Origin of the sequence: Flavobacterium facile, from assembly GCF_036321945.1 — a bacterium.
Classification (GTDB): Bacteria; Bacteroidota; Bacteroidia; order Flavobacteriales; family Flavobacteriaceae; genus Flavobacterium; species Flavobacterium facile.
This window is the reverse complement of sequence record NZ_JAZAYT010000022.1, coordinates 12,752-38,783: the sequence shown is the minus strand read 5'-3', so window position 1 is coordinate 38,783 and position 26,032 is coordinate 12,752. Positions and strand designations below refer to the sequence as shown.

22 protein-coding genes, 2 pseudogenes and 1 riboswitch are annotated in these 26,032 nt (G+C 31.4%); of the genes and pseudogenes, 21 read left to right on the top strand and 3 right to left on the bottom strand.

Annotated elements, in window-relative coordinates:
- Nucleotides 1-53: 53 nt before the first annotated feature.
- The 11 genes and pseudogenes from UEQ13_RS00880 to UEQ13_RS00830 all read left to right on the top strand — a co-directional run bounded on the left by UEQ13_RS00880 (nt 54) and on the right by UEQ13_RS00830 (nt 13,324).
- Nucleotides 54-1,058 carry an IS30 family transposase gene (locus UEQ13_RS00880; protein WP_329804339.1) on the top strand — a complete coding sequence of 335 codons (1,005 nt, stop codon included), beginning with the start codon at nt 54-56 and terminating at the stop codon, nt 1,056-1,058.
- 132 nt (nt 1,059-1,190) lie between these two features.
- Nucleotides 1,191-1,511 carry a hypothetical protein gene (locus UEQ13_RS00875; protein ID WP_329804467.1) on the top strand — a complete coding sequence of 107 codons (321 nt, stop codon included), beginning with the start codon at nt 1,191-1,193 and terminating at the stop codon, nt 1,509-1,511.
- Nucleotides 1,511-2,257: a DUF2490 domain-containing protein gene (locus UEQ13_RS00870; protein WP_329804466.1), complete on the top strand. Its 747-nt coding sequence runs from the start codon at nt 1,511-1,513 to the stop codon at nt 2,255-2,257. The genes UEQ13_RS00875 and UEQ13_RS00870 overlap by 1 nt, the downstream gene beginning before the upstream one ends.
- Complete coding sequence (locus tag UEQ13_RS00865) at nt 2,250-3,695, top strand: TSUP family transporter (RefSeq protein ID WP_329804465.1); 1,446 nt, start codon at nt 2,250-2,252, stop codon at nt 3,693-3,695. Before UEQ13_RS00870 ends, UEQ13_RS00865 begins: the two co-directional genes overlap by 8 nt.
- Before the next feature lie 529 nt (nt 3,696-4,224).
- Nucleotides 4,225-5,208, top strand: coding sequence for an alpha/beta fold hydrolase (locus UEQ13_RS00860; protein WP_329804464.1), 984 nt, complete (start codon nt 4,225-4,227; stop codon nt 5,206-5,208).
- A gap of 41 nt (nt 5,209-5,249) precedes the next feature.
- A pseudogene (locus UEQ13_RS00855) lies at nt 5,250-6,794 on the top strand (ACT domain-containing protein); the annotation flags it as partial.
- Nucleotides 6,795-6,943: 149 nt separating this feature from the next.
- A riboswitch (SAM riboswitch) is annotated at nt 6,944-7,052 on the top strand.
- Nucleotides 7,053-7,163: 111 nt separating this feature from the next.
- Nucleotides 7,164-8,177 carry a homocysteine S-methyltransferase family protein gene (locus tag UEQ13_RS00850; protein ID WP_329804463.1) on the top strand — a complete coding sequence of 338 codons (1,014 nt, stop codon included), beginning with the start codon at nt 7,164-7,166 and terminating at the stop codon, nt 8,175-8,177.
- A 139-nt stretch (nt 8,178-8,316) separates the two neighbouring features.
- On the top strand, nt 8,317-11,031 hold the full coding sequence (metH, locus tag UEQ13_RS00845) for a methionine synthase (protein ID WP_329804468.1): 2,715 nt from the start codon (nt 8,317-8,319) through the stop codon (nt 11,029-11,031).
- 63 nt (nt 11,032-11,094) lie between these two features.
- Complete coding sequence (gene metF, locus UEQ13_RS00840) at nt 11,095-12,051, top strand: methylenetetrahydrofolate reductase [NAD(P)H] (RefSeq protein ID WP_329804462.1); 957 nt, start codon at nt 11,095-11,097, stop codon at nt 12,049-12,051.
- Nucleotides 12,052-12,185: 134 nt separating this feature from the next.
- Entirely contained in the window at nt 12,186-12,629 is a 444-nt protein-coding gene (locus tag UEQ13_RS00835; protein ID WP_329804461.1) for a hypothetical protein, read from the top strand.
- Nucleotides 12,630-12,928: 299 nt separating this feature from the next.
- On the top strand, nt 12,929-13,324 hold the full coding sequence (locus tag UEQ13_RS00830; protein ID WP_329804460.1) for an outer membrane protein assembly factor BamD: 396 nt from the start codon (nt 12,929-12,931) through the stop codon (nt 13,322-13,324).
- Between the two features lie 170 nt (nt 13,325-13,494).
- Here UEQ13_RS00830 and UEQ13_RS00825 read toward each other — a convergent pair.
- Nucleotides 13,495-14,148 (bottom strand): annotated as a pseudogene (locus UEQ13_RS00825) (ATP-binding cassette domain-containing protein); the annotation flags it as partial.
- Nucleotides 14,149-14,265: 117 nt separating this feature from the next.
- On the opposite strand from UEQ13_RS00825, the gene UEQ13_RS00820 reads away from it, so the two are divergent.
- From UEQ13_RS00820 to aroA, 10 genes are all read left to right on the top strand, one after another.
- Nucleotides 14,266-14,943 carry a TetR family transcriptional regulator C-terminal domain-containing protein gene (locus UEQ13_RS00820; protein ID WP_329804459.1) on the top strand — a complete coding sequence of 226 codons (678 nt, stop codon included), beginning with the start codon at nt 14,266-14,268 and terminating at the stop codon, nt 14,941-14,943.
- A gap of 15 nt (nt 14,944-14,958) precedes the next feature.
- Complete coding sequence (locus UEQ13_RS00815) at nt 14,959-16,272, top strand: ABC1 kinase family protein (RefSeq protein WP_329804458.1); 1,314 nt, start codon at nt 14,959-14,961, stop codon at nt 16,270-16,272.
- 152 nt (nt 16,273-16,424) lie between these two features.
- Nucleotides 16,425-17,108, top strand: coding sequence for an SDR family NAD(P)-dependent oxidoreductase (locus tag UEQ13_RS00810; RefSeq protein WP_329804457.1), 684 nt, complete (start codon nt 16,425-16,427; stop codon nt 17,106-17,108).
- 143 nt (nt 17,109-17,251) lie between these two features.
- Nucleotides 17,252-18,334, top strand: a complete 1,083-nt coding sequence (locus tag UEQ13_RS00805) for a bifunctional 3-deoxy-7-phosphoheptulonate synthase/chorismate mutase type II (protein WP_329804456.1) — start codon at nt 17,252-17,254, stop codon at nt 18,332-18,334.
- Nucleotides 18,335-18,403: 69 nt separating this feature from the next.
- Nucleotides 18,404-19,384 carry a ribosome small subunit-dependent GTPase A gene (gene rsgA, locus UEQ13_RS00800; protein ID WP_329804455.1) on the top strand — a complete coding sequence of 327 codons (981 nt, stop codon included), beginning with the start codon at nt 18,404-18,406 and terminating at the stop codon, nt 19,382-19,384.
- Nucleotides 19,385-19,593: 209 nt separating this feature from the next.
- On the top strand, nt 19,594-20,046 hold the full coding sequence (dtd, locus tag UEQ13_RS00795; RefSeq protein WP_329804454.1) for a D-aminoacyl-tRNA deacylase: 453 nt from the start codon (nt 19,594-19,596) through the stop codon (nt 20,044-20,046).
- Between the two features lies 1 nt (nt 20,047).
- Nucleotides 20,048-20,233: a hypothetical protein gene (locus UEQ13_RS00790; RefSeq protein ID WP_329804453.1), complete on the top strand. Its 186-nt coding sequence runs from the start codon at nt 20,048-20,050 to the stop codon at nt 20,231-20,233.
- Between the two features lies 1 nt (nt 20,234).
- Nucleotides 20,235-20,561: a nucleotide pyrophosphohydrolase gene (locus UEQ13_RS00785; protein WP_329804452.1), complete on the top strand. Its 327-nt coding sequence runs from the start codon at nt 20,235-20,237 to the stop codon at nt 20,559-20,561.
- Nucleotides 20,562-20,563: 2 nt separating this feature from the next.
- On the top strand, nt 20,564-20,890 hold the full coding sequence (locus tag UEQ13_RS00780) for a DMT family transporter (protein ID WP_329804451.1): 327 nt from the start codon (nt 20,564-20,566) through the stop codon (nt 20,888-20,890).
- Nucleotides 20,890-22,131, top strand: coding sequence for a 3-phosphoshikimate 1-carboxyvinyltransferase (gene aroA / locus UEQ13_RS00775; RefSeq protein WP_329804450.1), 1,242 nt, complete (start codon nt 20,890-20,892; stop codon nt 22,129-22,131). The genes UEQ13_RS00780 and aroA overlap by 1 nt, the downstream gene beginning before the upstream one ends.
- A 10-nt stretch (nt 22,132-22,141) precedes the next feature.
- On the opposite strand, the gene UEQ13_RS00770 is transcribed toward aroA, so the two are convergent.
- Complete coding sequence (locus tag UEQ13_RS00770) at nt 22,142-22,888, bottom strand: LytR/AlgR family response regulator transcription factor (RefSeq protein ID WP_329804449.1); 747 nt, start codon at nt 22,886-22,888, stop codon at nt 22,142-22,144.
- Nucleotides 22,889-22,895: 7 nt separating this feature from the next.
- Nucleotides 22,896-25,775, bottom strand: a complete 2,880-nt coding sequence (locus UEQ13_RS00765; protein ID WP_329804448.1) for a sensor histidine kinase — start codon at nt 25,773-25,775, stop codon at nt 22,896-22,898.
- Nucleotides 25,776-26,032: the final 257 nt, after the last annotated feature.

The window sequence follows — 26,032 nt, the reverse complement described above, 5'->3', positions numbered from 1 at the left end:
GGAGAATTCAATAACTTAATGCAACAAATGATAATTTTTATCTTTGTTGAATTATGGAAAAAAAGCACAAACGACTTACACTAAATGAACGCATTATTATTGAGACTTTACTCTATGAAAATAAGTCTAAAAGTTATATTGCAAAGCATCTAAATAGAAATCGTTCTACTATTACTCGAGAAATAAATAGTTGGATGCACAAACCAACCGATAAATACAATGCAACTTTAGCAGATTTCTTTGCAAAAGAAGAGTATTTAAACAAAAGAAATCTTGATAAAATAAATACTCATAAAAAACTTAAACTATTTGTTTACAGAGGCTTATTATGTGGTTTTTCGCCAGAACAAATTGCTGGAAGAATTAAAATTGATTATCCTAACAATAGTATTATGACAATCTCTCATGAAGCAATTTATCAGCATATTTATAAACATAGACAGTCAAGATTAGGCAAAAAACTCATACAACTTCTACCCTATCATCATTCCAAAAGAAGATACAATAGAAAAGGTGGAAAAAACAAAATACGAATCAAAGACCAAGTAAATATTAGCCAAAGACCCAACAGTGTTGAGTTACGAAACGAAGTTGGACATTGGGAAGGAGATCTAATGATTGGTGTAGGACAAAAAAGTGCCATCGGAACAATTGTAGAAAGAAAAACAAGATATGTTTTCATTATTAAATTAGAAAATAGAAAATCCGAAACCGTGACACAACAATTTGCAAAACACTTGAAAACACTACCCAAATACACTGTAAAATCAATGACTTACGACAACGGAATGGAAATGGCAAATCACAAATGGCTATCAAATAACACTGGAATGGATATATATTTTGCTAATCCTTATTCTTCCTGGGAACGTGGAACTAACGAAAACACGAACGGTTTAATTAGGCGTTTTTTCCCTAAAGGAACTGATTTTAACACCATAACAAACAAACAACTAAAACATGCTGAATTAACTCTAAACAATAGACCTAGAAAGGTTTTAGGGTACAAAACACCTCAAGAAAAAATGAATCAAGAAATCACTAACTATATAGCATAAATCAAGCCTATTTCGGAAATAACTTTTGGTCAATTAAAAAGACCAAAAAAGTTATTCTGAAATTAGACAAAATGAAAAGAAAATACTAATTTTGATTAGAACAATATTAACTGACCTTGTTGCGTTAAGGTCTTGAATCCGCCCAAAATCGAACCAATTTTAGCAAAATACGAATTGTCAAATGATGAAATTTCCATTAGAATGACAGGTTGTCCAAACGGTTGTGGTCGTCCATATGTATCAGAACTTGGTTTTGTTGGAACAGGTCCGGAACAATATAATTTCATGTTAGGTGGCGATCGTTTAGGAACGCGTTTGAATACCATTTATAAAGAGAAACAAACCGAATCACAAATTTTAGCGGAAGTGGATGTTTTACTAGGAAAATATGTAAACGAGAAGTTAGAAAATGAAACTTTCGGCGATTTTACTTTTAGAACAATTTTGAACTAATGAAGAAGATAATCTTAGTAATTATTTTATTGCTTCCAGAATTTTTAATAGCTCAAAAAAAGGTCGAAAATCAACAATTGATTTGGTATGGATATTATAATAATTTAAAGTTTAACGAAAATTGGAATTTAAACAGTGAAATTCAAGAACGACAGTTTTATAATCCAACAGCCCAACATCAATTGGTTTTTAGGTCGAATTTAGAAAGAAAAGTATTCGGAGATTGGAACGCTTCTGTCGGAATGACGTTGTTTTTACAAAATCCGAATACTCCAAATTCTGAAAGTAATTTGACGGTTCCCGAATTGCGTCCAGATGTTGGTTTTAGTAACAAACAAAAATTAGGATTTTTAACTATCAATCATCGTTATAAAGCCGAAGCGCGATTTTTTCATGATGTGGAAAATGACAGATTAGTTGGTGGTTATCGCTTTTCAAATTTCCGATTGCGCTATCAATTAGTAATAGATGTTCCGATTTGGAAGAATGAGAAACAACAAGCGTTAATCGTAAAAATTAAAGATGAAATTATGTTTAATGTAGGAAATAAGATTGTAAAAAATACTTTTGATCAAAACCGAATTTATGCAGCTTTCAATTATAAACTGAATGCTTCTTATGCTTTTGAAATTGGCTATATGAATTGGTTTCAACAACAAAAATCAGGAGTTGATTTTTATAACAGAGATATTTTAAGATTATCGATTATTCACAGTATTGATTTAAAAAAGAAAAAAAATGAGTAATACATTATTTCCAGTTTTCCTAAAAACAGAAACTGCCCGCTTTTTAATTGTGGGCGGTGGAAATGTTGGTTTGGAAAAAACAGAAACTTTATTGAAACAAAATCCTAAGATTACTATCATCTTGGTAGCCACTTATTTTCATCCGAAGTTAAAAGAGATAATTCATGAAAATGAAACTATTTCTTTTTATGAACGAGCTTTTGAAGCAACGGATTTAGAAAACAAAGATTTTGTAATCATAACAACGGATAAACCCGAAGTAAATCGAAACGTTAGAGAATTAGCAAAAGCAAAAGGAATAAAAGTCAACGCCGCCGATCAACCTGATTTGTGTGATTTTTATTTGGGTTCGATTGTGAATAAAGGAAACTTAAAAATTGCAATTTCAACCAATGGAAAATCGCCAGTTTTAGCCAAGAGATTACGGGAATATTTTACAGAAGTCATTCCAGATGAAATTGAAGAAAACATCACGCAATTAAATGAATTTAGAAACCAACATAAAGGAGATTTTAGCCAAAAACTAGCCGATTTGAATGAAGTTACTTCTGTGTTTGAGAAGAAAAAGTCAGAAAAAAAGAAGTATAAAAACTTAACGTTTCAATTGACACTTTTGTTTTTTGCTATTTTCTTGGGTTACGGGTTTTCAGGAATTGTTTCTATAGACCAAGTAAAAGAATATTCAGACCAAATTCCAAATGCTTTTTACGGAATGTTATTGATTGGTTTTTTTGCACAATTGGTAGATGGTGCAGTGGGTTTGGGTTATGGTATAACGTGTTCTACGAGTATGATGTTGTTAGGAATAAAATTGCCAGCCATAAGTGGAAGTATTCACACCGCGGAAATGTTTTCTAGCGGAATTAGCGGATTCTCCCATTATAAATTCGGAAATGTAAACAAGAAATTGCTTTGGTGGCTGGTCATTCCTGGTGTAATTGGAGCGGTTTCTGGAGCTTTGCTTTTGGTGTATTTTGGTAGTAAATATGAAAAAATTACATATGGAGTTTTAGCTACTTACACCATGATTATGGGTTTCAGTTTATTAAGAATTGCCATTCGAAAACAAATCCCAAATAGAAAAAGTAAAAATACCGGATTATTGGGTTTTGCTGGAGGTTTTTTAGATGCTTTCGGAGGTGGAGGTTGGGGGCCAATTGTAACTTCAACGCTATTATCTAGAGGAAAAAAATCTAAATATGTAATTGGAACGGTGAGTTTAGCAGAATTTTTTGTAACGATGGCTGCATCCATTACATTTTTAGCTTCTATTGGTGTGAGTCATTGGTATATCGTTTTGGGATTAATTATTGGCGGAGGTTTAGCTGCGCCTTTTGCGGCAAAACTTGCTGGAAAATTACCTCAAAGAACTGCCTTGTTAGTGGTTGCGTTTTTGGTAATTGTGTTTAGTGTGAGAATGTTACTAAAAATATTTTAAACTAAATTTTTCTGTTTGATAGAATTATTTTTGCTTTTAAGGCATTAGTTTAGATATTAAATCTATTTTAATATTTATAAACAACAAAATTTAGATAATTTATCTATATAATTTTTTATGACAGAAAATTATTCTAAATTTGCCACATCAAAATCAAGAAAAAATGAATTTTACAATTTGCACTATGCGCTATATGATGTGGAACATTCCGCAGAGGGCAAGTATTGCATAGTTTTAAAATATTTTAAAAGTTATACAATTTAACCTCTGCAAACAGCAGAGGTTTTTTTATAAACTAAATTTAAAAAATAATAAGAATTTTAAGAATGAAACAAACCATCCAAACCATAAACTACACAACAATGAAAATGCGTACAATTTTTTGTATGCGTAAAAACTATTGCCAAAAGCGGAAGATGTAATCTTAGTTTTAGTTCAACTAAAAACCCTTTTGGCAACTGTTCAAAAGGGTTTTTTTATTCTGAACTAGTTTCAGAATCTCAATAAAATAACTTTAGTTTAAAAATAAATGAAAACAATACAAAATATAAAAATTTCAAACTTTTTACTTCAATCGGGAGAGGTTTGTAAAATCAACTTATCCTTTCAAACTTTTGGTTTGCCTATAGGAATGGCGCCAATTGTTTTGGTAAACCACGCCTTAACAGGAAATTCAAATGTAGCTGGCGAAAAAGGTTGGTGGAATGATGTTGTAGGAGAAAACAAAGTAATTGACCTCAATAAATATACGATAATCGCATTCAATATTCCAGGAAATGGTTATGATAACAACCCCGAAAATTTAATTGAAAATTATAAAAGTTTCACCACGAAAGATATCGCTTCGCTTTTTTGGAAAGGTTTAGAGTATTTAAAAGTGAATCAACTTTTTGCAGTAATTGGTGGAAGTTTAGGCGGTGCCATTGCTTGGGAAATGACTTTTATAAAACCAAACGCCATTCAGAATTTAGTTCCTATTGCCACAAATTGGAAAGCAAACGATTGGCTAATCGGAAATGTTTTAGTGCAAGATGCAATTCTGAATAATTCTAAAAATCCAATTCATGATGCGAGATTACACGCGATGCTTTTGTATAGAACACCAGAATCACTAACGGCGAAATTTAATTCGGAAAGAAATGACAATCAAAATAGTTATAAAGTCGAATCTTGGTTGTTACATCACGGTGAAAAATTAACAAGTCGATTCGAATTAAGTGCTTATAAATTAATGAATCATCTGTTAAAAACCATTGGTGAAAACACGACGAAAAAAGATTTGCAAGATTTCGCAAAAATCAGTCCGACAAAAATTCACCAAATAGCTGTTAATAGTGATTATTTTTTCGCACCAAATGAAAACATAAAAACGCATAATTTATTAAGTAACCTCACGAAAAATTTAACCTATCACGAAATAAACTCCATTCACGGACACGATGCTTTTTTGATAGAATATGAAAGATTAAACAATATTTTAAAAACAATTTTTAACACTAAACAAACACACTAACGATGTCAAATTTAAAATCAGAAGAAAAAGGATTCAAGTACAAAGGAATTAAAGAATTATCCGTTTTGGATAATGTTTCTTTAGTCAATTTAGAAGGAAAAGGATTATTGGGTAAACCAGGTATCGATGCGCGAATTTTTAGCGTAATGGCCTTTTTGAAAATAAGTGTAAGTATTATTTCGCAAGGTTCTTCGGAAAGAGGAATTGGAATTGTGGTTAATAGTGATAGAGCAGCAGAAGCTTTGCAAGGTTTGGAAAAAGAATTTTCTAAAGAATTTCTTTTTGGGGATGTAAGTAAAGTTTCCGTAGATAACAATATCGCAGCAATTTCAATTGCAGGTCAAGATTTAAGTACGTTTCACAAGTTGTATTCCTCTTTAATACGAAATAAAATCACACCTATTTTATTTAATAATATCATTACAGGAAATAGTGTGAGTTTGGTAGTGAAGAAAACCGATTTAAAACGCGCCTTGAATGTAATTAATGTAGGTATTTTCGGTTTGTCAAAAAAAATTAATATTGCGATTTTCGGACACGGATTAGTAGGTTCGACTTTGATTGATCAGGTTTTATCTTCAGCAAAAAACATTGAAATCAAAAAGGGAATCAAACTGAATATTTTTGCGATTGCGAATTCTACAAAATTGGTAATTAATGAAACAGGAATCAATGAAAATTGGAAATCTGAAATAGCAACTAACGGAGAAGCTTACGGGGTTCAGGATATTATTAAATATGCGAAAGAAAATCATTTAGAAAATTTAATCGCAGTGGATAATACCGCAAGTAGCAGTTTCGTAGAAAATTATGTCACACTAATTGAAAGTGGTTTCGATGTAGTTTCTTCTAATAAAATTGCCAATACCTTAAGTTATGGTTTCTACAAAGAAATTCGTCAGGTTTTACAAGATAATCAAAAAAATTATCTGTACGAAACCAACGTTGGTGCCGGTTTACCTTTAATTGATACGATTAAATTATTGCACCTTTCAGGAGAAAATATCACCAAAATTAAAGGGGTTTTTTCTGGGACGTTGAGTTATATTTTTAATCATTTTTCAGTGGAAGATAAACCATTTAGTGAAGTGTTGAAAGAAGCGATTGCTTTAGGTTTCACAGAGCCAGATCCACGTGAAGATTTATGTGGAAACGACGTAGCCAGAAAATTACTGATATTAGCACGCGAATTAGATTTGCAAAACGAATTGAATGAAATTGATGTCCAGAATTTAATTCCAGTGGAATTAAGATCGTTAACTACATCTAATTTCTTAGAAAATTTGCAACTGTTAGATTTTCATTATAAAACAATTAAAGAAAATCAGGAGAAAGGAAATGTGCTGCGTTATATCGGAGAACTGTCTGGCGATTTACAACAAGATAAAGGAAATTTAGAAGTTAAATTAGTTTCTGTTTCTGAAAATTCAGCTCTAGGGCAATTAAAAGGTTCGGATTCCATTTTTGAAATATATACCGAATCCTACGGGGAAAGACCTATCGTAATTCAAGGAGCAGGAGCAGGAGCGTCTGTAACAGCTCGAGGCGTTTTTGGTGATATTTTGAGAATTATCGATAAAATATAACTTAAAAGAATTTTCAGTAGTTTTTTATTCTTTTTTTTATTGTTATTAAAGGATAAAAAACTATTTACCCTCTTTTTTTAATTAAAATTTAGAAAATATTTCTTTTTTATATTTTTTTGTTACCTTTGCAACGTTCATAAACATAATGATTGTTATCACGAAAGGTGGAGGGATTAGACCCTGCGAAACCTTAGCAACCCTACACTTGTAGAAGGTGCTACATTCTATTCCGATTTTTTTATCGGAAACAGATAACCAGAAAATTTTCACCACTTTTCGCTGATATCAATTTTAAGTTTACACACGTTTCAATTTTAACGCGTGAAACAACGCATGAATAATTTTTTATTTCTAACAAATAGCATTAAAATGTCAAATACGAACACATCAACTTTAACATCTAAAAGTAACATCTATCAAGCCATTAAAGAAAGAATTTTAGTTCTGGATGGTGCAATGGGTACGATGTTACAACGCAATAAATTTGAAGAAGAAGATTTTCGTGGCGAACGTTTCAAAGATTTTCCTCATCCATTAAAAGGCAATAACGACTTACTTTCTATCACACAACCAGAAGCAGTAAAAGAAGTGCATCGTTTGTATTTTCAAGCGGGCGCTGATATTGTGGAAACCAATACTTTTTCAGGAACTACAATTGGAATGGCCGATTATCACATGGAAGATTTGGTATACGAATTAAATTACCAATCCGCCAAAATTGCTCGTGAAGTGGCTGATGAATTTACAGATAAAAAGCGCTTTGTTGCAGGTTCGATCGGACCCACAAACAGAACTGCTTCTATGTCGCCAGATGTAAATGATCCAGGCTATCGTGCCGTAACTTTTGACGATTTACGAATTGCGTATAAGCAACAAGTCAATGCCTTAATTGATGGAGGTTCAGACGTACTTTTAGTAGAAACGATTTTTGATACCTTAAACGCGAAAGCCGCACTTTTTGCTATCGAAGAAGTTAAAGAAGAAAGAAACTTAGATATTCCAATCATGGTTTCTGGAACGATTACGGATGCTTCAGGAAGAACGTTATCAGGTCAAACGGTGGAAGCGTTTTTAATTTCCATTCAACATATTCCGTTGTTAAGCGTTGGTTTCAATTGCGCTTTAGGTGCAGATCAGTTGAAACCCTATCTAAAACGATTGGCACATCACACACAATTGAATATTTCGGCGCATCCAAATGCAGGTTTGCCAAATGCATTCGGAGAATACGATCAAACACCAGCAGAAATGCAAGCGCTAATTCGGGAATATTTACAAGATAATTTGATAAATATTATTGGTGGTTGCTGCGGTACAACTCCAGAACACATCCAATTAATTGCAGAAGTTGCTGCAGAATTTGAGCCAAGAAAATCAGAATAAAATTTCATTTAGCTATTTAAAAGTCTAAATGGATTTTTAAAAAAGCTAAAAATGAAAAATATTATAATTAGAATAAAATTATACTATAACCAAAGCAAAATCTTCTGGAGAGATGTTGCGAAAAATTATAGAAAAATAAATAGTTTGCTTTAACAAGTTAGAGGATTTTAAAAACAAGATGTCAAGAAACAATAAAATAAATTTACAACTTTCAGGTTTAGAACCACTTTTCATTACAGAAGAATCTATTTTCGTTAATGTTGGTGAAAGAACGAATGTCACAGGTTCTCGTAAATTTCTTCGATTAATTAAAGAAGAGAAATATGAGGAAGCACTTTCTGTAGCTCGTGAACAAGTAGAAGGTGGCGCGCAAATTATCGACATTAACATGGATGAAGGTATGTTAGATGGCGTATACGCGATGACAAAATTCCTAAATTTAATTGCTGCCGAGCCAGATATCGCTCGTGTTCCTGTTATGATTGATAGCTCGAAATGGGAAATCATCGAAGCCGGTTTAAAAGTCGTACAAGGAAAAGCCGTTGTAAATTCTATTTCCTTAAAAGAAGGAGAAGAAACCTTTATTCATCATGCTAAATTAATTAAACGATATGGCGCAGCAGTAATTGTCATGGCTTTTGATGAAGTCGGACAAGCAGATAATTACGAACGTCGTATCGAAATTTGTAAAAGGAGTTATAATATTTTGGTCGACCAAGTGGGTTTTCCTGCCGAAGATATCATTTTTGATCCTAATATTTTTCCAGTTGCAACTGGAATGGACGAACATAAATTAAATGCTTTAGATTTTTTCCAAGCGACAAAATGGATTCGTGAAAACTTACCGTATGCCAATATTTCTGGTGGTGTAAGTAATGTTTCGTTCTCTTTCCGTGGTAACGATAAAGTGCGTGAAGCGATGCATTCTGCGTTCTTATATCATGCCATTCAAAATGGGATGACAATGGGAATCGTAAATCCAGAAATGTTAGAAATTTACGATGAAATTGACAAGGTTTTATTAGAACACGTTGAAGATGTTCTTTTAAATAGAAGAGATGACGCTACAGAAAGATTATTAGATTTAGCCGAAAGTTTTAAAGGCGATTATAAAGCAAACGAAAAAGCAATTGCCGAATGGCGTAATGATCCAGTTCAAGAAAGATTAACCCATTCTTTAGTCAAAGGAATAGATGAATTTATAGAAATTGATGTAGAAGAAGCTCGTTTAAACGCTAAAAAAGCCATCGAAGTTATCGAAATTAGCTTAATGGCAGGAATGAACGTGGTGGGAGATTTATTCGGAAGCGGAAAAATGTTTTTGCCTCAAGTAGTAAAATCGGCACGTGTGATGAAAAAAGCCGTAGCGTATTTATTACCATTTATTGAAGCGGAAAAAGATTCGACAGCTTCGTCTTCAGCAGGAAAAGTGTTAATGGCAACCGTAAAAGGTGACGTTCACGATATCGGTAAAAATATTGTTTCTGTGGTTTTGGCCTGTAATAATTTCGAAATTATCGATTTAGGGGTGATGGTTCCGCCAGAAAAAATTATTGAAGCAGCCATTAAAGAAAATGTCGATATTATTGGTTTAAGCGGCTTAATTACGCCTTCGTTAGATGAAATGGTGTATTTAGCCAAAGAAATGGATAAGTTAAACATCAAAATCCCTGTGATGATTGGTGGTGCCACAACTTCTCGTGCGCATACAGCCGTGAAAATTGCTCCAGAATATAAAGCGACAGTAGTTCATGTGAATGATGCTTCTAGAGCCGTAACTGTAGCTTCAAATTTATTAAATACAGAAACAAAATCAGATTTTTCTGTCGCTTTACGCGAAGAATACGACACGCTACGCGAAGGTTATTTAAACAGAGCCAGAGAGAAAAATTTCTTAACGATTGAAGAAGCTCGTAAAAATAAATTTAAAATCGATTGGGATACTTTCGAACCGATGCAACCTAATTTTATAGGAACAAAAATTGTTGAGGTGGAACTTTCAGAATTAGTTGACTTCATCGACTGGACACCGTTTTTCCAATCATGGGAATTGTTTGGGAAATATCCAGCAATTTTAACAGATGAGGTAGTAGGGGAACAAGCGACAGATTTGTTTAAAGATGCACAAATTATGTTAGCTAAAATCGTTTCTGAAAAATGGTTTACAGCCAAAGGGATTTTAGGAATTTATCCGGCTAACACGGTTAATGATGATGATATTGAAGTGCAACTTCCAACTTCTAGCTTCCAACTTCTAACTCTTAGACAACAATCTCAAAAAACAGTTGGTGCGCCAAATATTGCATTGTCTGATTTTATAGCACCAAAAGAAACGAATAAACAAGATTATATTGGTTGTTTTTGTGTGACAACAGGTTTTGGTGTCGATGAAAAAGCAGCTGAGTTTGAAGCTCAATTTGACGATTATAATTCGATTTTAACAAAAGCATTAGGAGATAGATTAGCAGAGGCTTTCGCCGAATATTTACACTTAAAAGTCCGTAAAGAAATTTGGGGTTATGCGTCAGAGGAAAATTTAACCAACAACGAATTAATCAAAGAAAATTATAAAGGAATTCGTCCAGCGCCAGGTTATCCGGCTTGTCCAGACCATTTAGAGAAACCAACCATTTGGAATATTTTAAATGTGGAAGAAAATATCGGAGTAAAATTAACGGAGAGTATGGCGATGTGGCCCGCTTCTTCGGTTTCAGGATATTATTTTGCGAATTCGGAAAGTAAATATTTCGGATTAGGAAAAATTAAAAACGATCAAGTCGAAAATTACGCTAAAAGAAGAGGGATTTCAACAGACATAGCAACCAAATGGTTAGCACCAAATATAACAGATTAAAAATAGTTGTTTCAGGTTTAAAGTTCAATAACCTGAAACCTGAAACTTGAAACAAACAAAAAAATGAAAGTAACCGAACATATAGAAAACGCCAACGGAAAACCTTTGTTTTCTTTCGAGATTTTACCGCCTTTAAAAGGTCAAAATATTCAATCTATTTTTGATAGTATCGATCCGTTAATGGAGTTCAATCCACCATTTATTGATGTAACCTATCATCGAGAAGAATACGAATTTAAAGAATTGGAAAACGGTTTATTACAAAAGAAAATTGTAAAAAAACGCCCTGGAACTGTTGGTATTTGTGCCGGAATTCAGAATAAATATAATGTAGATGCCATTCCGCATATATTGTGTGGTGGCTTTACCAAAGAAGATACAGAAAATCTATTAATTGATTTAGATTTCTTAGGAATTAATAACGTAGTTGCGCTTCGTGGTGATGCGGTTAAAAGTGAAATTTACTTCAAGCCTGAAAAAGAAGGTCACGCTTTTGCCTCGGAATTGGTTTCTCAAATCAACGATTTAAATAATGGAATTTATTTGGATGCCGATTTGCAAAATTCTTCTAAAACTGATTTCTGTATTGGTGTAGCCGGTTATCCCGAAAAGCACATGGAAGCACCAAGTTTAGATAGTGATATTCATTTCTTAAAACAAAAAATTAAAAATGGAGCAGATTATATTATCACACAAATGTTTTTCGATAATCAGAAATTTTTTGATTTTGTTGCAAAATGCAGAGCGGCTGGTATTACTGTCCCAATTATTCCGGGTTTGAAACCTATCGCAACTAAAAAACAACTGAATTTAATTCCACACCGATTTAGTTTAGAATTACCAGACGATTTAATTATGGCTGTGGTAAAGGCAAAAGATAATGAAGCGGTTAAACAAATTGGTATCGAATGGTGCATACAACAAAGTAGCGAATTAGTTGCCGCTGGAATTCCTGTGTTGCATTATTATTCTATGGGAAAAGCAGAAAACATAAAAGCTATTGCAAGTACATTATTTTAAAATTTCATAAAGTACTGATTAGTAACTGGTTGTATCATGTTTTTTGGCGATTTTTTTAGCTTTATATCGGTAAAATTATTATTAATTAGAGGTTATTCCTACTTTTGAAATAGTAACCTAAAATCGTAAATTCCATGAAAAAAATCATATTAATTTTAGTATTAAGTTTATCGTTTCAATTTGGATTTTCAAACGATAGAGATGAAGTTTTAAATCGTGCGAGAGAATTAAAAGAAAACAAAAACTACAATCAAGCGATAAAAGAATATGTATCGTACATAAAGTTATTTAAAAACGAAGCAGTTAATTTAAAAGATATTTATTATGAAATAGCCAACTGTTATTTTCTAAATAAAAATAATTTTATGGCATTTAAAGTGATTAAAGAAACCATTTCAAGATATGGTGCCACTAAAGAAGATTTAGAAACCAGTACCGTTTTAGATAAAAAATTGTTTGAAGTCGCTTGGGCTGATATTTTTCCTGAGTATACTACTTTGAGAAAACAGTTCATAAAAAGATTAAATAATGTAGACATCTATGTTGAAAATAATACTGTCGAGTTAAAAACAAAATAAGTTTAGTTAAATTAAGAATAGTTAAGTGTAAAAACCTCTTTTGATTCGTAAGAATTTATTGAGGTTTTTTATTTTTTTAAATGAATACGAATTTTTATCATATTGTTGCATTTTTACTTGTTATGCTATCTTTTACGCAAAATCAGAAAATGAAATGAAATAATATTGTCGAATAGTTAGAATTAGTGACAAAAAGTTATTTTGTAACCTATTGATACATGTTTTTTGTAGTGTTTCACTTTTGGTAGATTAAAATTATATTTTTAACTTTAAGAATGTAATTTTAAATCTGGTGTATTATGAAGAAAATTATTTTCCTATTCGTTATCTTATTTGTGGGTCAGATAACTTTTTCACAAGACAAAGATTTGTTACTGCAAGAAGCAAGGAAATTTGCTTTAAATGCAGATTATAACGCTGCAATTAAATCGTATAAATCGTATGTGAAATTAGCTAAAAAAGACGATTTAAAAGAAGTGTGTTTTGAATTGGCAAATTGCTATTTTAAAAGTAACGATACCAAAATGGCAGTTAAAACCTTAAAAACTTCAATTAAGAAATACGGATTAACAGAAGAAGATTTGATTTACAGTCAAGTGTTAGATGCTAAATTATCTGATATCACAATTGCCGAATTATATAATGACTTTACCAGATTAAGAAGTAAATACGTTACTTATCAAGAAAGACATTAACAAGTAATGCGTTGCTTGTTTTAAAATCTCTTCGTAAATTTAGTTTTATGAAGAGATTTTTTTTGCAAACTATTGAAATAATTGATTTTGAATTAGAATATATGTATTGGCACATTGACTAATTGTCAAATCGACCATTATTTCGTCTTCTCTCTAAAAACTTTTTCTAAATTAGTGCCTAAATCCGCAAGTTGAGCGTCTTCCACAATTTTTCCTTTGTGAATAATAATAATTCTATCGCAAATAGCTTCTACTTCTTGCATAATATGTGTAGATAAAAATACGGTTTTGTCTTTACCAATATTCTTAATTAATTCTCTAATTTCCACCAACTGATTCGGATCTAAACCTGTTGTAGGTTCGTCTAAAATCAAAACATCAGGATTGTGAAGTAAAGCCGTTGCTAAACCAACACGCTGACGAAATCCTTTAGAAAGTTCACCAATTTTTTTATGGCATTCCGGAGTCAAACCAGTCAATTCAATCACTTCTTGAATTCTAGATTTGTCCGTTTTATGCACGTCAGCACTAAATTCTAAATACTCACGAACATATAAATCCAAATACAACGGATTGTGTTCTGGTAAATAGCCAACAGATTGTTGTACGCTTTTTTGAGCAGTCGTGACATCAAATCCATTTACGGTCGCTTCGCCTTCATCTGCTGTTAAATACGTTGTCAATATTTTCATTAAAGTCGATTTTCCAGCTCCATTCGGACCTAAGAAACCTACAATTTCGCCTTTGCTTACAGAAAAACTAACGTTATCTAACGCTTTTTGTGATCCGTATGTTTTGGTTATGTTTTTTACTTCTATTGACATATTCTTGTTTTCAACAAAAATAATAAATAAATGCAATACTATTATAGATAAATTTAAGTTAATGTTGTTTTTGCTGTTTACTTTTTTTGTATATTTGTTAAACAAAATAAGAATATTATGGCTGCACCTAAAAAAAAGAAAGCAATTACGGAAGATGTAATTGTTTCTGCTTACACAGATTATTGTTTAACGCATGGTAAAAAACCCAATTCGGTTTATGAATTTGCCAAGCAAAACACTATGGAAGAAAGCGATTTTTACCAATTTTTTGCTTCTTTTGAGTTTTTAGAAAAGCAATATTTTGTTTCTATGTTTGCTTATACTTTAGAATTATTAGAAAAAAATGAAGCCTATCAATCGTATGAAAGCGCAGACAAGTTATCAGCTTTTTATTTTACTTTTTTCGAAATGGCAACGGCAAACAGAAGTTTTGTGATTTATTTACTGAAACAAGACAAAAACCCAATGAAAAATCTTGGGAAGTTATCAAAACTTCGTGAAGTATATTTGGATTTCGCCTTAACTATTCTAGAAAAACCTATTAAAATTGATCAAGAAACGGTCGTAAAAATTCAAGACAAAGTTTTACAAGAAGCTTCTTGGTTGCAATTTCTTTCGATTTTCAATTTTTGGATGAACGACGAATCACCAAATTTTGAAAAGACAGATGTTTTCATAGAAAAATCAGTAAAAGCAAGTTTCGATTTAGCCTATAACATTCCAACTCAAAGTGTAATTGATTTTGGGAAATTTTTATGGAAAGAACAAATGAATGGCATGTTTTCTAAATCATAAATTCAACAAAAAACAATGAAAAAAATAGACAGTATTCCAACAGGAAAAATGGAGCGTGTAACTAAATTGGTTACCACTGGTGTGAAAGTTGGAGGAAATTACCTAAAATATTACGGAGAAAAAGTTGTGAATCCATCTTTAACAAAAGACAAATTACATGAAAGTAATGCTTCTGATATTTATGATGGCTTAAAGGAATTAAAAGGAAGTGCTTTAAAAGTCGCACAAATGCTAAGCATGGAAAAAAACTTGTTGCCTCAATCTTATACGGATAAGTTTTCGTTGTCGCAATTTTCTGTTCCGCCATTATCAGCGCCTTTAGTTCGAAAAACATTTAAAACGTATTTTAAACAATATCCTGAAGAATTATTTGATAGTTTTTCACCAGATTCTATAAACGCTGCAAGTATTGGTCAAGTTCATAAGGCAAAGAAAGACGGAAAAGAATTAGCCGTAAAAATTCAATATCCTGGTATTCGTGAAAGTATTAGTTCTGATATTGCTTTAGTGAAACCTATTGCGATTAGAATGTTCAATTTACAGGGAACTTCAGACGAATATTTTCAAGAAGTAGAAGAGAAATTAACAGAGGAAACAGATTATAAATTGGAAATTTCGCAGTCGATGAAAGTCATTGAAGATTGTGAGAAAATCGAAAACTTGTTATTTCCACATTATTATCCTGAATTTTCTTCAGATAAAATTATCACGATGGATTGGATGAATGGGATTCATTTATCTGAGTTTTGTTCAAGTAATGCTTCTCAAGAACAACGTAATAAAGTCGGACAAACCTTGTGGAACTTCTATATGTACCAAATTCACCAATTGAAAAAATTTCACGCCGATCCGCATCCAGGAAACTTTTTAGTGGATAAAAACGACAATTTAATTGCGATTGATTTTGGTTGTATGAAAGAAATTCCAAATGATTTTTACGTACCATATTTTGAAGTTTCTACACCAGAATCATTAAAAGACATGGACTATTTTACAAAAAAATTATACGAGTTAGAGATTTTAAAAACTACGGATAAACCAAAAGAATTAGAATTTTTTACTGATTTGTTTCACGAATTATTATCTGTATTTACCAGACCAATAAATGAAGTTGAGTTTGATTTTGCTGATTTGAAATTTCAGAATGATATTGCAGCTTTAAGTGAAAAATTCGCAAGTGATAAAACACTAAGAAAAATGAATGGAAACAGAGGTTCCAAACATTTTATATATGTAAACCGAACATTTTTTGGTCTATATAGTTTAATGTTCGATATCAAAGCAAAAGTGAAAATTAATGATTTTGAAAAATATTTAAAATTAGTATAACATCACTAACTTTAGGATTAAAATAATAGCTTAATGGGTTTCGCCACGTATTATCGAATTGTATAATTTGTTCGTCCTTGACGAAAAATTCGAATTAAATCGAATTAAATTTTAAAAATTTGTGAATTCGTGGCCAAAAAAATATAATATCTATGAAAAACTACTTAATAATTGGCGGAAGCAAAGGCGTTGGGGAACAAATCGTAAAAGAATTATCTGAAAAAGGAAACTTTTGTCACGTTATTTCTCGTTCTGAACCAACGTATCAATTTAATGGGAATTGGTATCAATTAGATGCGCTAACTGACGAATTACCAACCATTGAAGCTATTGATGGTTTGGTGTATTGTTTGGGAAGTATCAATTTGAAGCCTTTCAATCGTTTAAGTTTAGAAGATTTTAATACCGATTTTAATGTAAATTTTTTCGGAGCCTTAAAAGCGTTTCAACATTATTTACCGACCTTAAAAAAATCGGAACAAGCAAGCGTTGTGATGTTTAGTACAGTTGCGGTACAATCAGGAATGCCGTATCATGCTAGTATTGCTGCAGCAAAAGGAGCAGTAGAAGGTTTAGTGAAAAGTTTAGCGGCAGAATTCGCACCAAAAATTAGAGTGAATGCCATCGCACCATCTTTAATTGATACACCATTAGCCGCTGGAATTTTACGTTCAGATCAAATTAAAGAAAACATGATTGCAAAGCATCCATTAAAACGAATTTTAAATCCAATTGATGTTTCAAAAACAGCATGTTTCTTACTTTTAGAAGATTCAAACGGAATAACCGGACAAATAATTGTTCAAGATAACGGCTTAGTGAGTTTAAGTTATTAAATATTTTATATATTTGTATCAATGTTAGAAAACAAATTAAATATGGTAGCAACTTGGTGGAATACTTTTCGCTAGGGATTACTATGTTTTATATATAAATTAGTAAATCCCGATTTTTTCGGGATTTTTTTATTAGAAACAAAATGGAAATTACAAAAGAACATAAACAATGGTTGGTAGATTTTAATTTAAATCACCCATTAGTCATAGCTGGACCTTGCAGTGCAGAAACGGAAGAACAAGTTTTAAAAATTGCACACGAATTGAAAAATTCAGATGTGTCGATTTTCCGTGCGGGAATTTGGAAACCAAGAACGCGTCCGGGTGGCTTTGAAGGTGTTGGAGAAATCGGACTAAAATGGTTGCAAAAAGCTAAAGCAGAAACAGGTTTGTTAATGGCTACGGAAGTCGCAAATGCCAATCACGTGAAATTAGCTTTAGAACATGATATTGATGTGTTGTGGATTGGCGCGCGAACAACTGTAAACCCATTTGCTGTTCAAGAAATTGCGGATGCTTTACAAAACACGGATAAAATTGTTTTAATAAAAAATCCTGTAAACCCTGATTTGTCTTTATGGATTGGTGGCGTAGAACGCTTGTATAACGCTGGAATTAAGAAATTAGGTGTCATTCATAGAGGATTTTCAACTTACGAAAAAACAAAATTCAGAAACAATCCAGAATGGCAAATTGCAATCGATCTGCAAAATAAATTCCCAAATTTACCGCTAATTTGTGATCCTTCGCACATTACTGGAAAACGTGATATGATTCAGGAAGTCTCGCAACAAGCTTTAGATTTAAATTACGATGGTTTAATTATTGAAACACATACTGATCCAGATAATGCTTGGAGTGATGCGGCTCAGCAAGTAACGCCAGCCACTTTAAAACAAATTTTCATCGATTTGAAAATGAGAAAAGAAACGGATGAAAATGCAGAATGGAACAAAGCAATGGCCATGCAACGTGCTTATATTGATGAATTAGATACGAAATTGATTGAGATTTTAGGAAAACGTATGAAGTTAGCCGAAAAAATCGGACAACTTAAAAAAGAGAAAAACGTGGCCATTTTGCAAAACAAACGTTGGAATGAAATTTTAGGTCGAATGATTTTAGATGGAGAAGAAAAAGGTTTAAATGAAGATTTCGTTTTGAGAATATACAAAGCCATTCACCAAGAAAGTATCGCGCATCAAGAAAAAATAATTAACAAATAAAAGAAGAAATACTATCTTTGTTCTAAGTTACGATGCATCAAAATCAATTATCGTAAATCAAAATTAAAAATGACAGGAACCGTTTATAAATCTACCGGAAGTTGGTATTACGTAAAATCTACCGAAAATAAATTTTACAATTGTCGTATCAAAGGTAAATTCCGAATGAAAGGTATTAAAAGTACCAATCCAATTGCGGTAGGTGATGTGGTGGATTTTGATTTGGATGAAACAGTTGATGAAGTTAACGGAATCATTACAAATATTCACGATCGTAAAAATTATATCGTTCGTAAATCGGTAAATTTATCGAAACAAACACATATTATTGCTTCAAATATTGATATTGGTTTCTTAATTGTAACTATTAATAATCCAACTACCACAACCAGTTTTATCGACAGATTTTTGGTAACTGCAAAAGCATACGGAATTGAAGCGATCCTAATTTTTAATAAAATTGATACTTTTGACGATGCGACTTTAGATGAGCAATTGTATTTGCAACATACTTATGAGCAAATTGGATATAAATGTTTGCGAGTTTCGGCCACAGATAACAAAGGTGTTACAGCATTAATGGATTTAATGAAAGGAAGAGTTTCTATGTTTTCTGGGCATTCTGGCGTTGGTAAATCAACATTAGTGAACGCAATTGAACCAACATTAAATCTGAAAACGAAAGAAATTTCAAATACGCACTCGCAAGGGCAACATACTACCACTTTTGCGGAAATGTTCGATTTAGCGAACGATATTCGAATTATTGACACACCTGGAATCAGAGGTTTTGGAATGGTAGATATGGAACCACAAGAAATTTCCGATTATTTTCCTGAATTTTTTGTTCTAAAAGGAGATTGTAAGTTCAACAATTGTTTACATAAAGAAGAACCACATTGTGCCGTAAAAAAAGCATTGGACGAAGATAAAATTGCTTGGAGCAGGTACCAAAGTTATTTAAAAATATTAGAAGGCGACGAAGAAAATTTCCGTAATGATATTTATGGTGAAGACCGAATTGCCAGCGATGAAACCCGTAAATCGTAGAGACGCGATTTATCGCGTCTAAAATAAAATATTTCATTGCGTCTAAAACAGACACATATATAAATATTAAAAAAATTTTAACAATTAATTAATAGTATATTTCGTCTTTTAGTTTCATCTTTACTGCCTTTAGTGTTTTAAATTTTTTGATATTTAATACTACCCAGCAAATACATTCAACATTCATAGCGATTAATATATAAGTTAAAATGAGAATAGTTATTCAACGTGTTTCTGAAGCTTCAGTTGAAATTGAACAAGAAATAGTCGCACAAATAAATCAAGGTTTATTGGTTTTAGTTGGTATAGAAGAAGAAGATACTTCCGAAGATTGTAATTGGTTGGTTTCAAAAATTGTAAATCTTCGCATTTTTGCTGATGAAAATGAGGTAATGAATTTTTCTGTAAAAGATATTGCTGGTGAAATTATTGCAGTAAGTCAATTCACACTTCATGCCTTAACCAAAAAAGGAAACAGACCAAGTTATATTAAGGCTGCAAAACCAGATATTGCCATTCCCATGTATGAGAAATTCGTACAACAATTAGAAACCGAATTAGGTAAAAAAATCCAAACCGGACAATTTGGTGCCGATATGAAAGTGGCGTTAGTGAATGACGGACCAGTAACCATAAGTATAGATAGTAAAAATAGAGAATAGTATGAATGATTTCAACTTTAAAAAACCATTTTTAGAATTTTTACTAAACGGAACAATTTGCACCGTATTAATTTATTTTTTGCAATTTCATGATTGGATAAAATCATTAAAATTTGGAGTAGCTTTCGGATTAGTAATGGCAATTTTTTATACTTTAATCTTACCAAAATTTAAAAAAAAGCAATAATATGGACTTACAAAATGCACAACTTGAAGTTGATAATTGGATAAAAAATCACGGCGTTCGTTATTTTAACGAATTAACGAATATGGCGCAACTTACCGAAGAAGTAGGTGAAGTTGCCCGAATTATAGCTCGAAGATATGGCGAACAATCTGAAAAAGAATCAGATAAAAATAAAGATCTCGGCGAAGAATTAGCCGATGTAGTTTTTGTGGTTTTATGTTTGGCGAATCAAACTGGAATCAATTTGCAAGAAGCTTTTAATAAAAAACTCGATTTAAAAACCAATCGCGATCACGACCGCCATCAAAATAACGAAAAACTGAAATAATTTTGAACTGGATTTTACTTATAATTGCAGGTTTGTTTGAAGTCGGTTTTGCAACTTGTTTAGGCAAAGCAAAAGAAACTTCAGGTAATACTTCTTTGTTTTGGTATGGCGGATTTTTATTTTGCTTAACCATAAGTATGGTTTTGTTAGTAAAAGCCACCAAAGAATTACCTATCGGAACAGCCTATGCCGTTTGGACAGGAATCGGCGCTATCGGAAGTGTGATTGTTGGTATTTTAGTATTTAATGAACCCGCTACTTTTTGGAGAATATTCTTTATGTTTACGCTTATTGCTTCAATTATAGGTTTAAAATTTGTATCGCACTAATGAATTTACAATTTAAAATATCTGAAATTTCAAATCTGAAATCTGAAATTTCAATAACTGGTTCGAAATCTGAAACCAACAGATTATTGTTGTTACAAGCGTTATATCCGAATTTAACTTTAGAAAACACATCCAATTCGGATGATTCGGAAGTGATGTTAGAAGTGTTAAAAAACTTTCAACTTCTAACTTCTGATTCCCCGCTTTTCAACATTCATCATGCAGGAACCGCCATGCGTTTTCTTACCGCTTTTTTCGCCATTCAGGAAGGAAAAGAAGTAGTGTTAACTGGCTCTTCTCGTATGAAAGAACGTCCAATTCAAATTTTAGTAGCAGCTTTAAATCAGCTGGGTGCTGATATTTCTTATGAAGAAAAGGAAGGTTTTCCACCCATAAAAATCAAAGGAAAAAAGTTAACTAAAAATAAAGTTTCTTTACCGGCTAATGTTAGTAGTCAATATATCTCAGCTTTATTATTAATTGCTCCAAAATTAGAAAACGGATTAGAATTGACTTTAGAAGGTGAAATTACTTCTATTCCTTATATCAAAATGACATTGGCTTTGCTAAACGAAATTGGTATCGAAACTAGTTTTAAAGAAAATATCATTAAAGTAAATCAACTTCAAAGTATAAACGCCAAAAAAATAACAGTAGAGAGCGATTGGAGCTCTGCATCTTACTGGTATTCTATAATTGCATTGTCTGAAATTGGTACAACAATTACTTTATTAAGCTATACTAAAAATAGTCTTCAAGGCGATGCTGTTTTGGCCGATATTTATGAGGATTTTGGAGTAGAAACAGTTTTCAATAGTAATAAATCAATAACTATTACCAAAACTGAAAGTTATACTATTGAATATGCAGAATACAATTTGCAAAACTCGCCTGACATTGCGCAAACTATTGCAGTAACTTGTTTTGGATTAGGTTTTGAATGTCATTTTACAGGGTTACATACTTTAAAAATCAAAGAAACGGATCGATTAGAAGCTTTAAAAAACGAATTAACTAAACTTGGTGCAGAAGTTTCTATCACAAATGATTCCTTAACGATACTTTCTTCAAAAGGAATTAATGAAAACGTAAGCATTACAACTTATCAAGATCATCGAATGGCTATGGCATTTGCTCCTTTAGCATTAATAGTACCAATTATAATTGAAAACGCTGAAGTAGTTTCCAAATCGTATCCAACTTTTTGGGAAGATTTAAAACAAGTTGGGTTTCAATTTTAAATGATTTTAATTATCTTTTAATAATCTGAATTCTATCTAAAATAGTTTGAGCTTTATCTGGTGAAACAGGAATATGAATTCCAGTTTCTAATTCTAAACTTCCACCATCCGATTTGTTATAAGCCACCACTTGTTCAAAATTTACAATATACGATTTGTGAACGCGCATAAATCTCGTATCCAAACACAAAATATCTTCAAAATTTTTCAGATTTCGACTAACTAAATGTTTAGTTCCATTGTTGCAAAACACTTCTGAATACGCACCTTCACCTTTAATATATGATATTTTTGTCGTATCAATAAAAATTAAAGTATTTCCAGAAGGCACCGCGATTTTTGTTAAACTGTCTTGGTTAATCGTTTCTTTTAATAATTTGTAATTTTCTACTTTTTGTTTTTGCTTTTCTAAACGAGCTATAGCTTCTGTTAATTGTTCTGGATTTATGGGTTTCAACAAATAATCGACAGCAGAAAATTTAAAAGCTTGTAAGGCATATTCGTTATATGCAGTAGTGAAAATGATAGAAAAATTCACATCATTTTCGTCAAAAAAATCTAATAGTTCTAAACCACTATGACCAGGCATTTCAATGTCTAACAAAACCAAATCGGGTTGAAATTTTCTTATTGCTTTTACACCTTCTGGCAAGTTTTCACATTCTGCAACTACAGTAATTTGCGGACAATACTCTTGTAAAAGTAACGCTAATGAAACTCGTGCTCGTTTTTCGTCGTCAATAATTATAGCTTTCATAAAGGATTTAATAAATTATAGGAATTACAAATACAACAGTAGTTCCTAACGATTGATTGTTTTGATTTTGCTTGTCAATGTATGCAATTGAAATGTTCTTTTGCGTAAATTGATTCAATAAGTTCACTCTATTTTGCATCGCATTTGTGGCAAAAGATTGGTGTTTATTGTTTTTGATTTGATTTAATTCATGGCTTTTTTTACGACCAATTCCGTTATCATCAATGCTGATTTTAATTTGATCCGCCACTTTTTCAAAATGAATTTTCAACTTTTTTTCTTCTGTTTGATGAAGTAATCCGTGCTTTACCGCATTTTCTACAAAAGGTTGTAAAAACATAGATGGAATTTTAATATTGTCAGCATCAACATTCGAATCTGCCAGTATTTCGTAATTGAAATCATCATTAAATCTAACTTTTTCAATATCTAAATACAAACTCAACGTTTTAATTTCTTCCGTAATGGAAACCAAATCTTTTTCGGTCATTTCTAAAATCGTACGTGTTAATGTTGAGAATTTTGACAAATAATTTACAGCTTGTTTTTTATCGTTTGAAAGAATAAAAGACTGAATAGTATTCAACGCATTATAAAAGAAATGCGGATTCATTTGCGATTTTATAGCTTTTAATTTCGACTGATTCAAGTTTTTTTCCAGGTTTACTTTTTCTAATTGTAATTCGTTTTTGCGTTTTAAATTGCGAATTTTCCATTTGTAAAAACTATAAATTAACACTAAAAAAAGTATTCCCATTCCTATTAAAAAGAAAGTATTAAGCCAAAAGGGTTTTTTAATTTCGAATTGAATAGTTTGTAATTCGGTTTTTTCATTATTATAAATAAAGGCTAATTGAATAGTATAAGTTCCTGATGATAAAGAAGATAGTTTTAAATTTTTATCGTTTTCATCCAATGTTTTCCATTCTGAATTATTAATGGTATACGAAACACGATAATTTTCATTTGGAATAAATGATAAAACGGAATAATTAATAGTGATGTCGTTTTCTTCTGGATTTAATTGATTTATTTCCTCAATTTCACGTCTTTTTCCATTAATCTGAATTTCATTTACAATCAATTTAGGTTTCGGATAATTACCAATTTCATTACGATTTTTTATCACAATTCCTTTTGACGTGGCGAATAAAAGTTGGTTGTTTTTTAAAATCACATCTGTCGCTTCCATGTCGTTACTTATCGACATCACTTTCTGTGCTTTTTTGCTTTCCAAATCATATTCATAAACACTATTTTCAGAAAATAAATAACAATATTGATTTCTAATAAAAAAGCGATTAAATTTTTCTTTAGCAATAAAATAAGGCAATTTGAAAAGGGTAACTTTGTTTTTCGAATCTAAGCAATATAATTTTTCAGCCGTTGAAAGCCCGATGATTTTATCTTTATATTTTTGAATTTTTATTAGAAAAAGCGTTTCATTATTGTGTTTTAATTCTTTGCTTTTTCCGTCATTAGTTACTGCAATTAGTCCATTATTTGTGGCGTAATAAATAGTGTTATTTATAGCATTGTATTCTGTAGATTTTCCGTTTGTATTGTTTAATAAAGACACTTGATTAAATCCTGAGAAATTAGCGTTTTTGTTTTTTTCATAGATAAAGTCCCAATTGCTTTTTAAATTTTTGTCGATATAAAAAATACCAACTAATCCGCTTGCTGCAAATGAAAAGTATTTGTGATCTACTTTTTTTACGTCTTTTATAGCAATTGAAAATTCATTTGTAATTTGATTCTTTTTGGTAAGAATGTTGAATTTTATCGAATTAAAAAACACATTTCCATTTATAGTGTCAGCAAAAATTTGACTGATAGAATGATTGCTTTCTGTTTCGAATATTTTCTCAGCTTGTAACGTTTTACAGTTGAGTTTATAAACTAAATCCTTTTCTGCGCCGATGAAAATTTCGTTTTTTCCTAAGGCTAAAGATTGTGGTCTGGGCTGTAAATCGATGTAATTGTTAGTGAAATCTTGAATAAATAAAACACCTTTATTTAAAGTGGAAACCCAATAATTTTGTTGTTTGTCTTTATAAACAAAAGAAATATTTTGATCCGTAAAATAGGTTTTACTTTTGGTAGTATTTAAATCATTTTTATAAACGCCGTTGGGAGTACAAATCCAAATGGAACTATCTGCTATAGCGGTATTCTGAATAAAATCAGGAGCATTATTCAATTTATGTTTTGAAAATTTATCGTTTTCAAAGCTATAATACGTGCTATTCGATTTGGAATTAATAATTAATTTGCCGTTCCAAGTGTTTATAATGGGTGTGATTATTTCTTCAAAAAACCTATTAGGTAAAGGGTGTTTTTTGATTGAATTTTTCTCTCCAAATTCATATAGATAATCACTTAAAACATAGAAATTATCTTTCGTTGCAAAACAAAATCGGATTTGTTTATCAGGAATGGAATGTTTGTGTTTGAGTTGTAATGTTTTTAAATCGTATACTAAAACAGCATTCAGTTGAATAAGGAATAATTCGTTTTTGACGATTCCAAATTTGAAATATCCTAGTGAAGCAGGTTGTTTTAAAGCTTTAATGCTTTCTTTTTCTACATAATACAAATAACCATCAAAATTGCAATACCAAATTCTTCCAAAAGCATCTTCAGCAATACAAGAACCCGATTTTGAAGTTTGGAAATCTGCAGTAAAAACTTTTGTATTATTTCCATCATATCGACACAAACCTTTACCAGTAGCAAACCACATAAATCCTTTACTGTCTTGAAAAATATCGTAAATACTATTTGATGGAAGTCCAGAAGCTTTATCAATAGATATACTATACGGATTTTGACTAACGCCTAAATTCGTAATAAGTAAAAACAAGGAAAGTAAAAGTATTCGCAAGGATTCAGATTTTAAACAAATGTAATAAATACTAAATTAATGAAAGTGTCGAGTTTATGAAACGGGCTTTTTAATTTACGAAATCAAATTTGGTAAACAGAAACGTGTCTTTGGTAAACTCATTAAATAAGAACATTTTATTTTTAATATTTTTAGCTTATAAATGAGTAAAATATGAGGCTTCCAGATATAATAATTAAGAAATATAAATTAGAGTTATTGCTTTTTGCGATATATAGTTTGTTGTTCCTACTTGT

What these genes read in the sequence shown, in the direction of transcription:
- UEQ13_RS00860 (WP_329804464.1), top strand. Translation starts at nt 4,225, where the DNA reads ATGAAAACAATACAAAATATAAAAATTTCAAACTTTTTACTTCAATCG.
- aroA (WP_329804450.1), top strand. Translation starts at nt 20,890, where the DNA reads ATGAATTTACAATTTAAAATATCTGAAATTTCAAATCTGAAATCTGAA.
- UEQ13_RS00870 (WP_329804466.1), top strand. Translation starts at nt 1,511, where the DNA reads ATGAAGAAGATAATCTTAGTAATTATTTTATTGCTTCCAGAATTTTTA.
- UEQ13_RS00790 (WP_329804453.1), top strand. Translation starts at nt 20,048, where the DNA reads ATGAATGATTTCAACTTTAAAAAACCATTTTTAGAATTTTTACTAAAC.
- UEQ13_RS00810 (WP_329804457.1), top strand. Translation starts at nt 16,425, where the DNA reads ATGAAAAACTACTTAATAATTGGCGGAAGCAAAGGCGTTGGGGAACAA.
- UEQ13_RS00880 (WP_329804339.1), top strand. Translation starts at nt 54, where the DNA reads ATGGAAAAAAAGCACAAACGACTTACACTAAATGAACGCATTATTATT.
- UEQ13_RS00820 (WP_329804459.1), top strand. Translation starts at nt 14,266, where the DNA reads ATGGCTGCACCTAAAAAAAAGAAAGCAATTACGGAAGATGTAATTGTT.
- UEQ13_RS00805 (WP_329804456.1), top strand. Translation starts at nt 17,252, where the DNA reads ATGGAAATTACAAAAGAACATAAACAATGGTTGGTAGATTTTAATTTA.
- dtd (WP_329804454.1), top strand. Translation starts at nt 19,594, where the DNA reads ATGAGAATAGTTATTCAACGTGTTTCTGAAGCTTCAGTTGAAATTGAA.
- metF (WP_329804462.1), top strand. Translation starts at nt 11,095, where the DNA reads ATGAAAGTAACCGAACATATAGAAAACGCCAACGGAAAACCTTTGTTT.
- UEQ13_RS00865 (WP_329804465.1), top strand. Translation starts at nt 2,250, where the DNA reads ATGAGTAATACATTATTTCCAGTTTTCCTAAAAACAGAAACTGCCCGC.
- UEQ13_RS00815 (WP_329804458.1), top strand. Translation starts at nt 14,959, where the DNA reads ATGAAAAAAATAGACAGTATTCCAACAGGAAAAATGGAGCGTGTAACT.
- rsgA (WP_329804455.1), top strand. Translation starts at nt 18,404, where the DNA reads ATGACAGGAACCGTTTATAAATCTACCGGAAGTTGGTATTACGTAAAA.
- UEQ13_RS00835 (WP_329804461.1), top strand. Translation starts at nt 12,186, where the DNA reads ATGAAAAAAATCATATTAATTTTAGTATTAAGTTTATCGTTTCAATTT.
- UEQ13_RS00850 (WP_329804463.1), top strand. Translation starts at nt 7,164, where the DNA reads ATGTCAAATACGAACACATCAACTTTAACATCTAAAAGTAACATCTAT.
- UEQ13_RS00785 (WP_329804452.1), top strand. Translation starts at nt 20,235, where the DNA reads ATGGACTTACAAAATGCACAACTTGAAGTTGATAATTGGATAAAAAAT.
- UEQ13_RS00830 (WP_329804460.1), top strand. Translation starts at nt 12,929, where the DNA reads ATGAAGAAAATTATTTTCCTATTCGTTATCTTATTTGTGGGTCAGATA.
- UEQ13_RS00770 (WP_329804449.1), bottom strand. Translation starts at nt 22,888, where the DNA reads ATGAAAGCTATAATTATTGACGACGAAAAACGAGCACGAGTTTCATTA.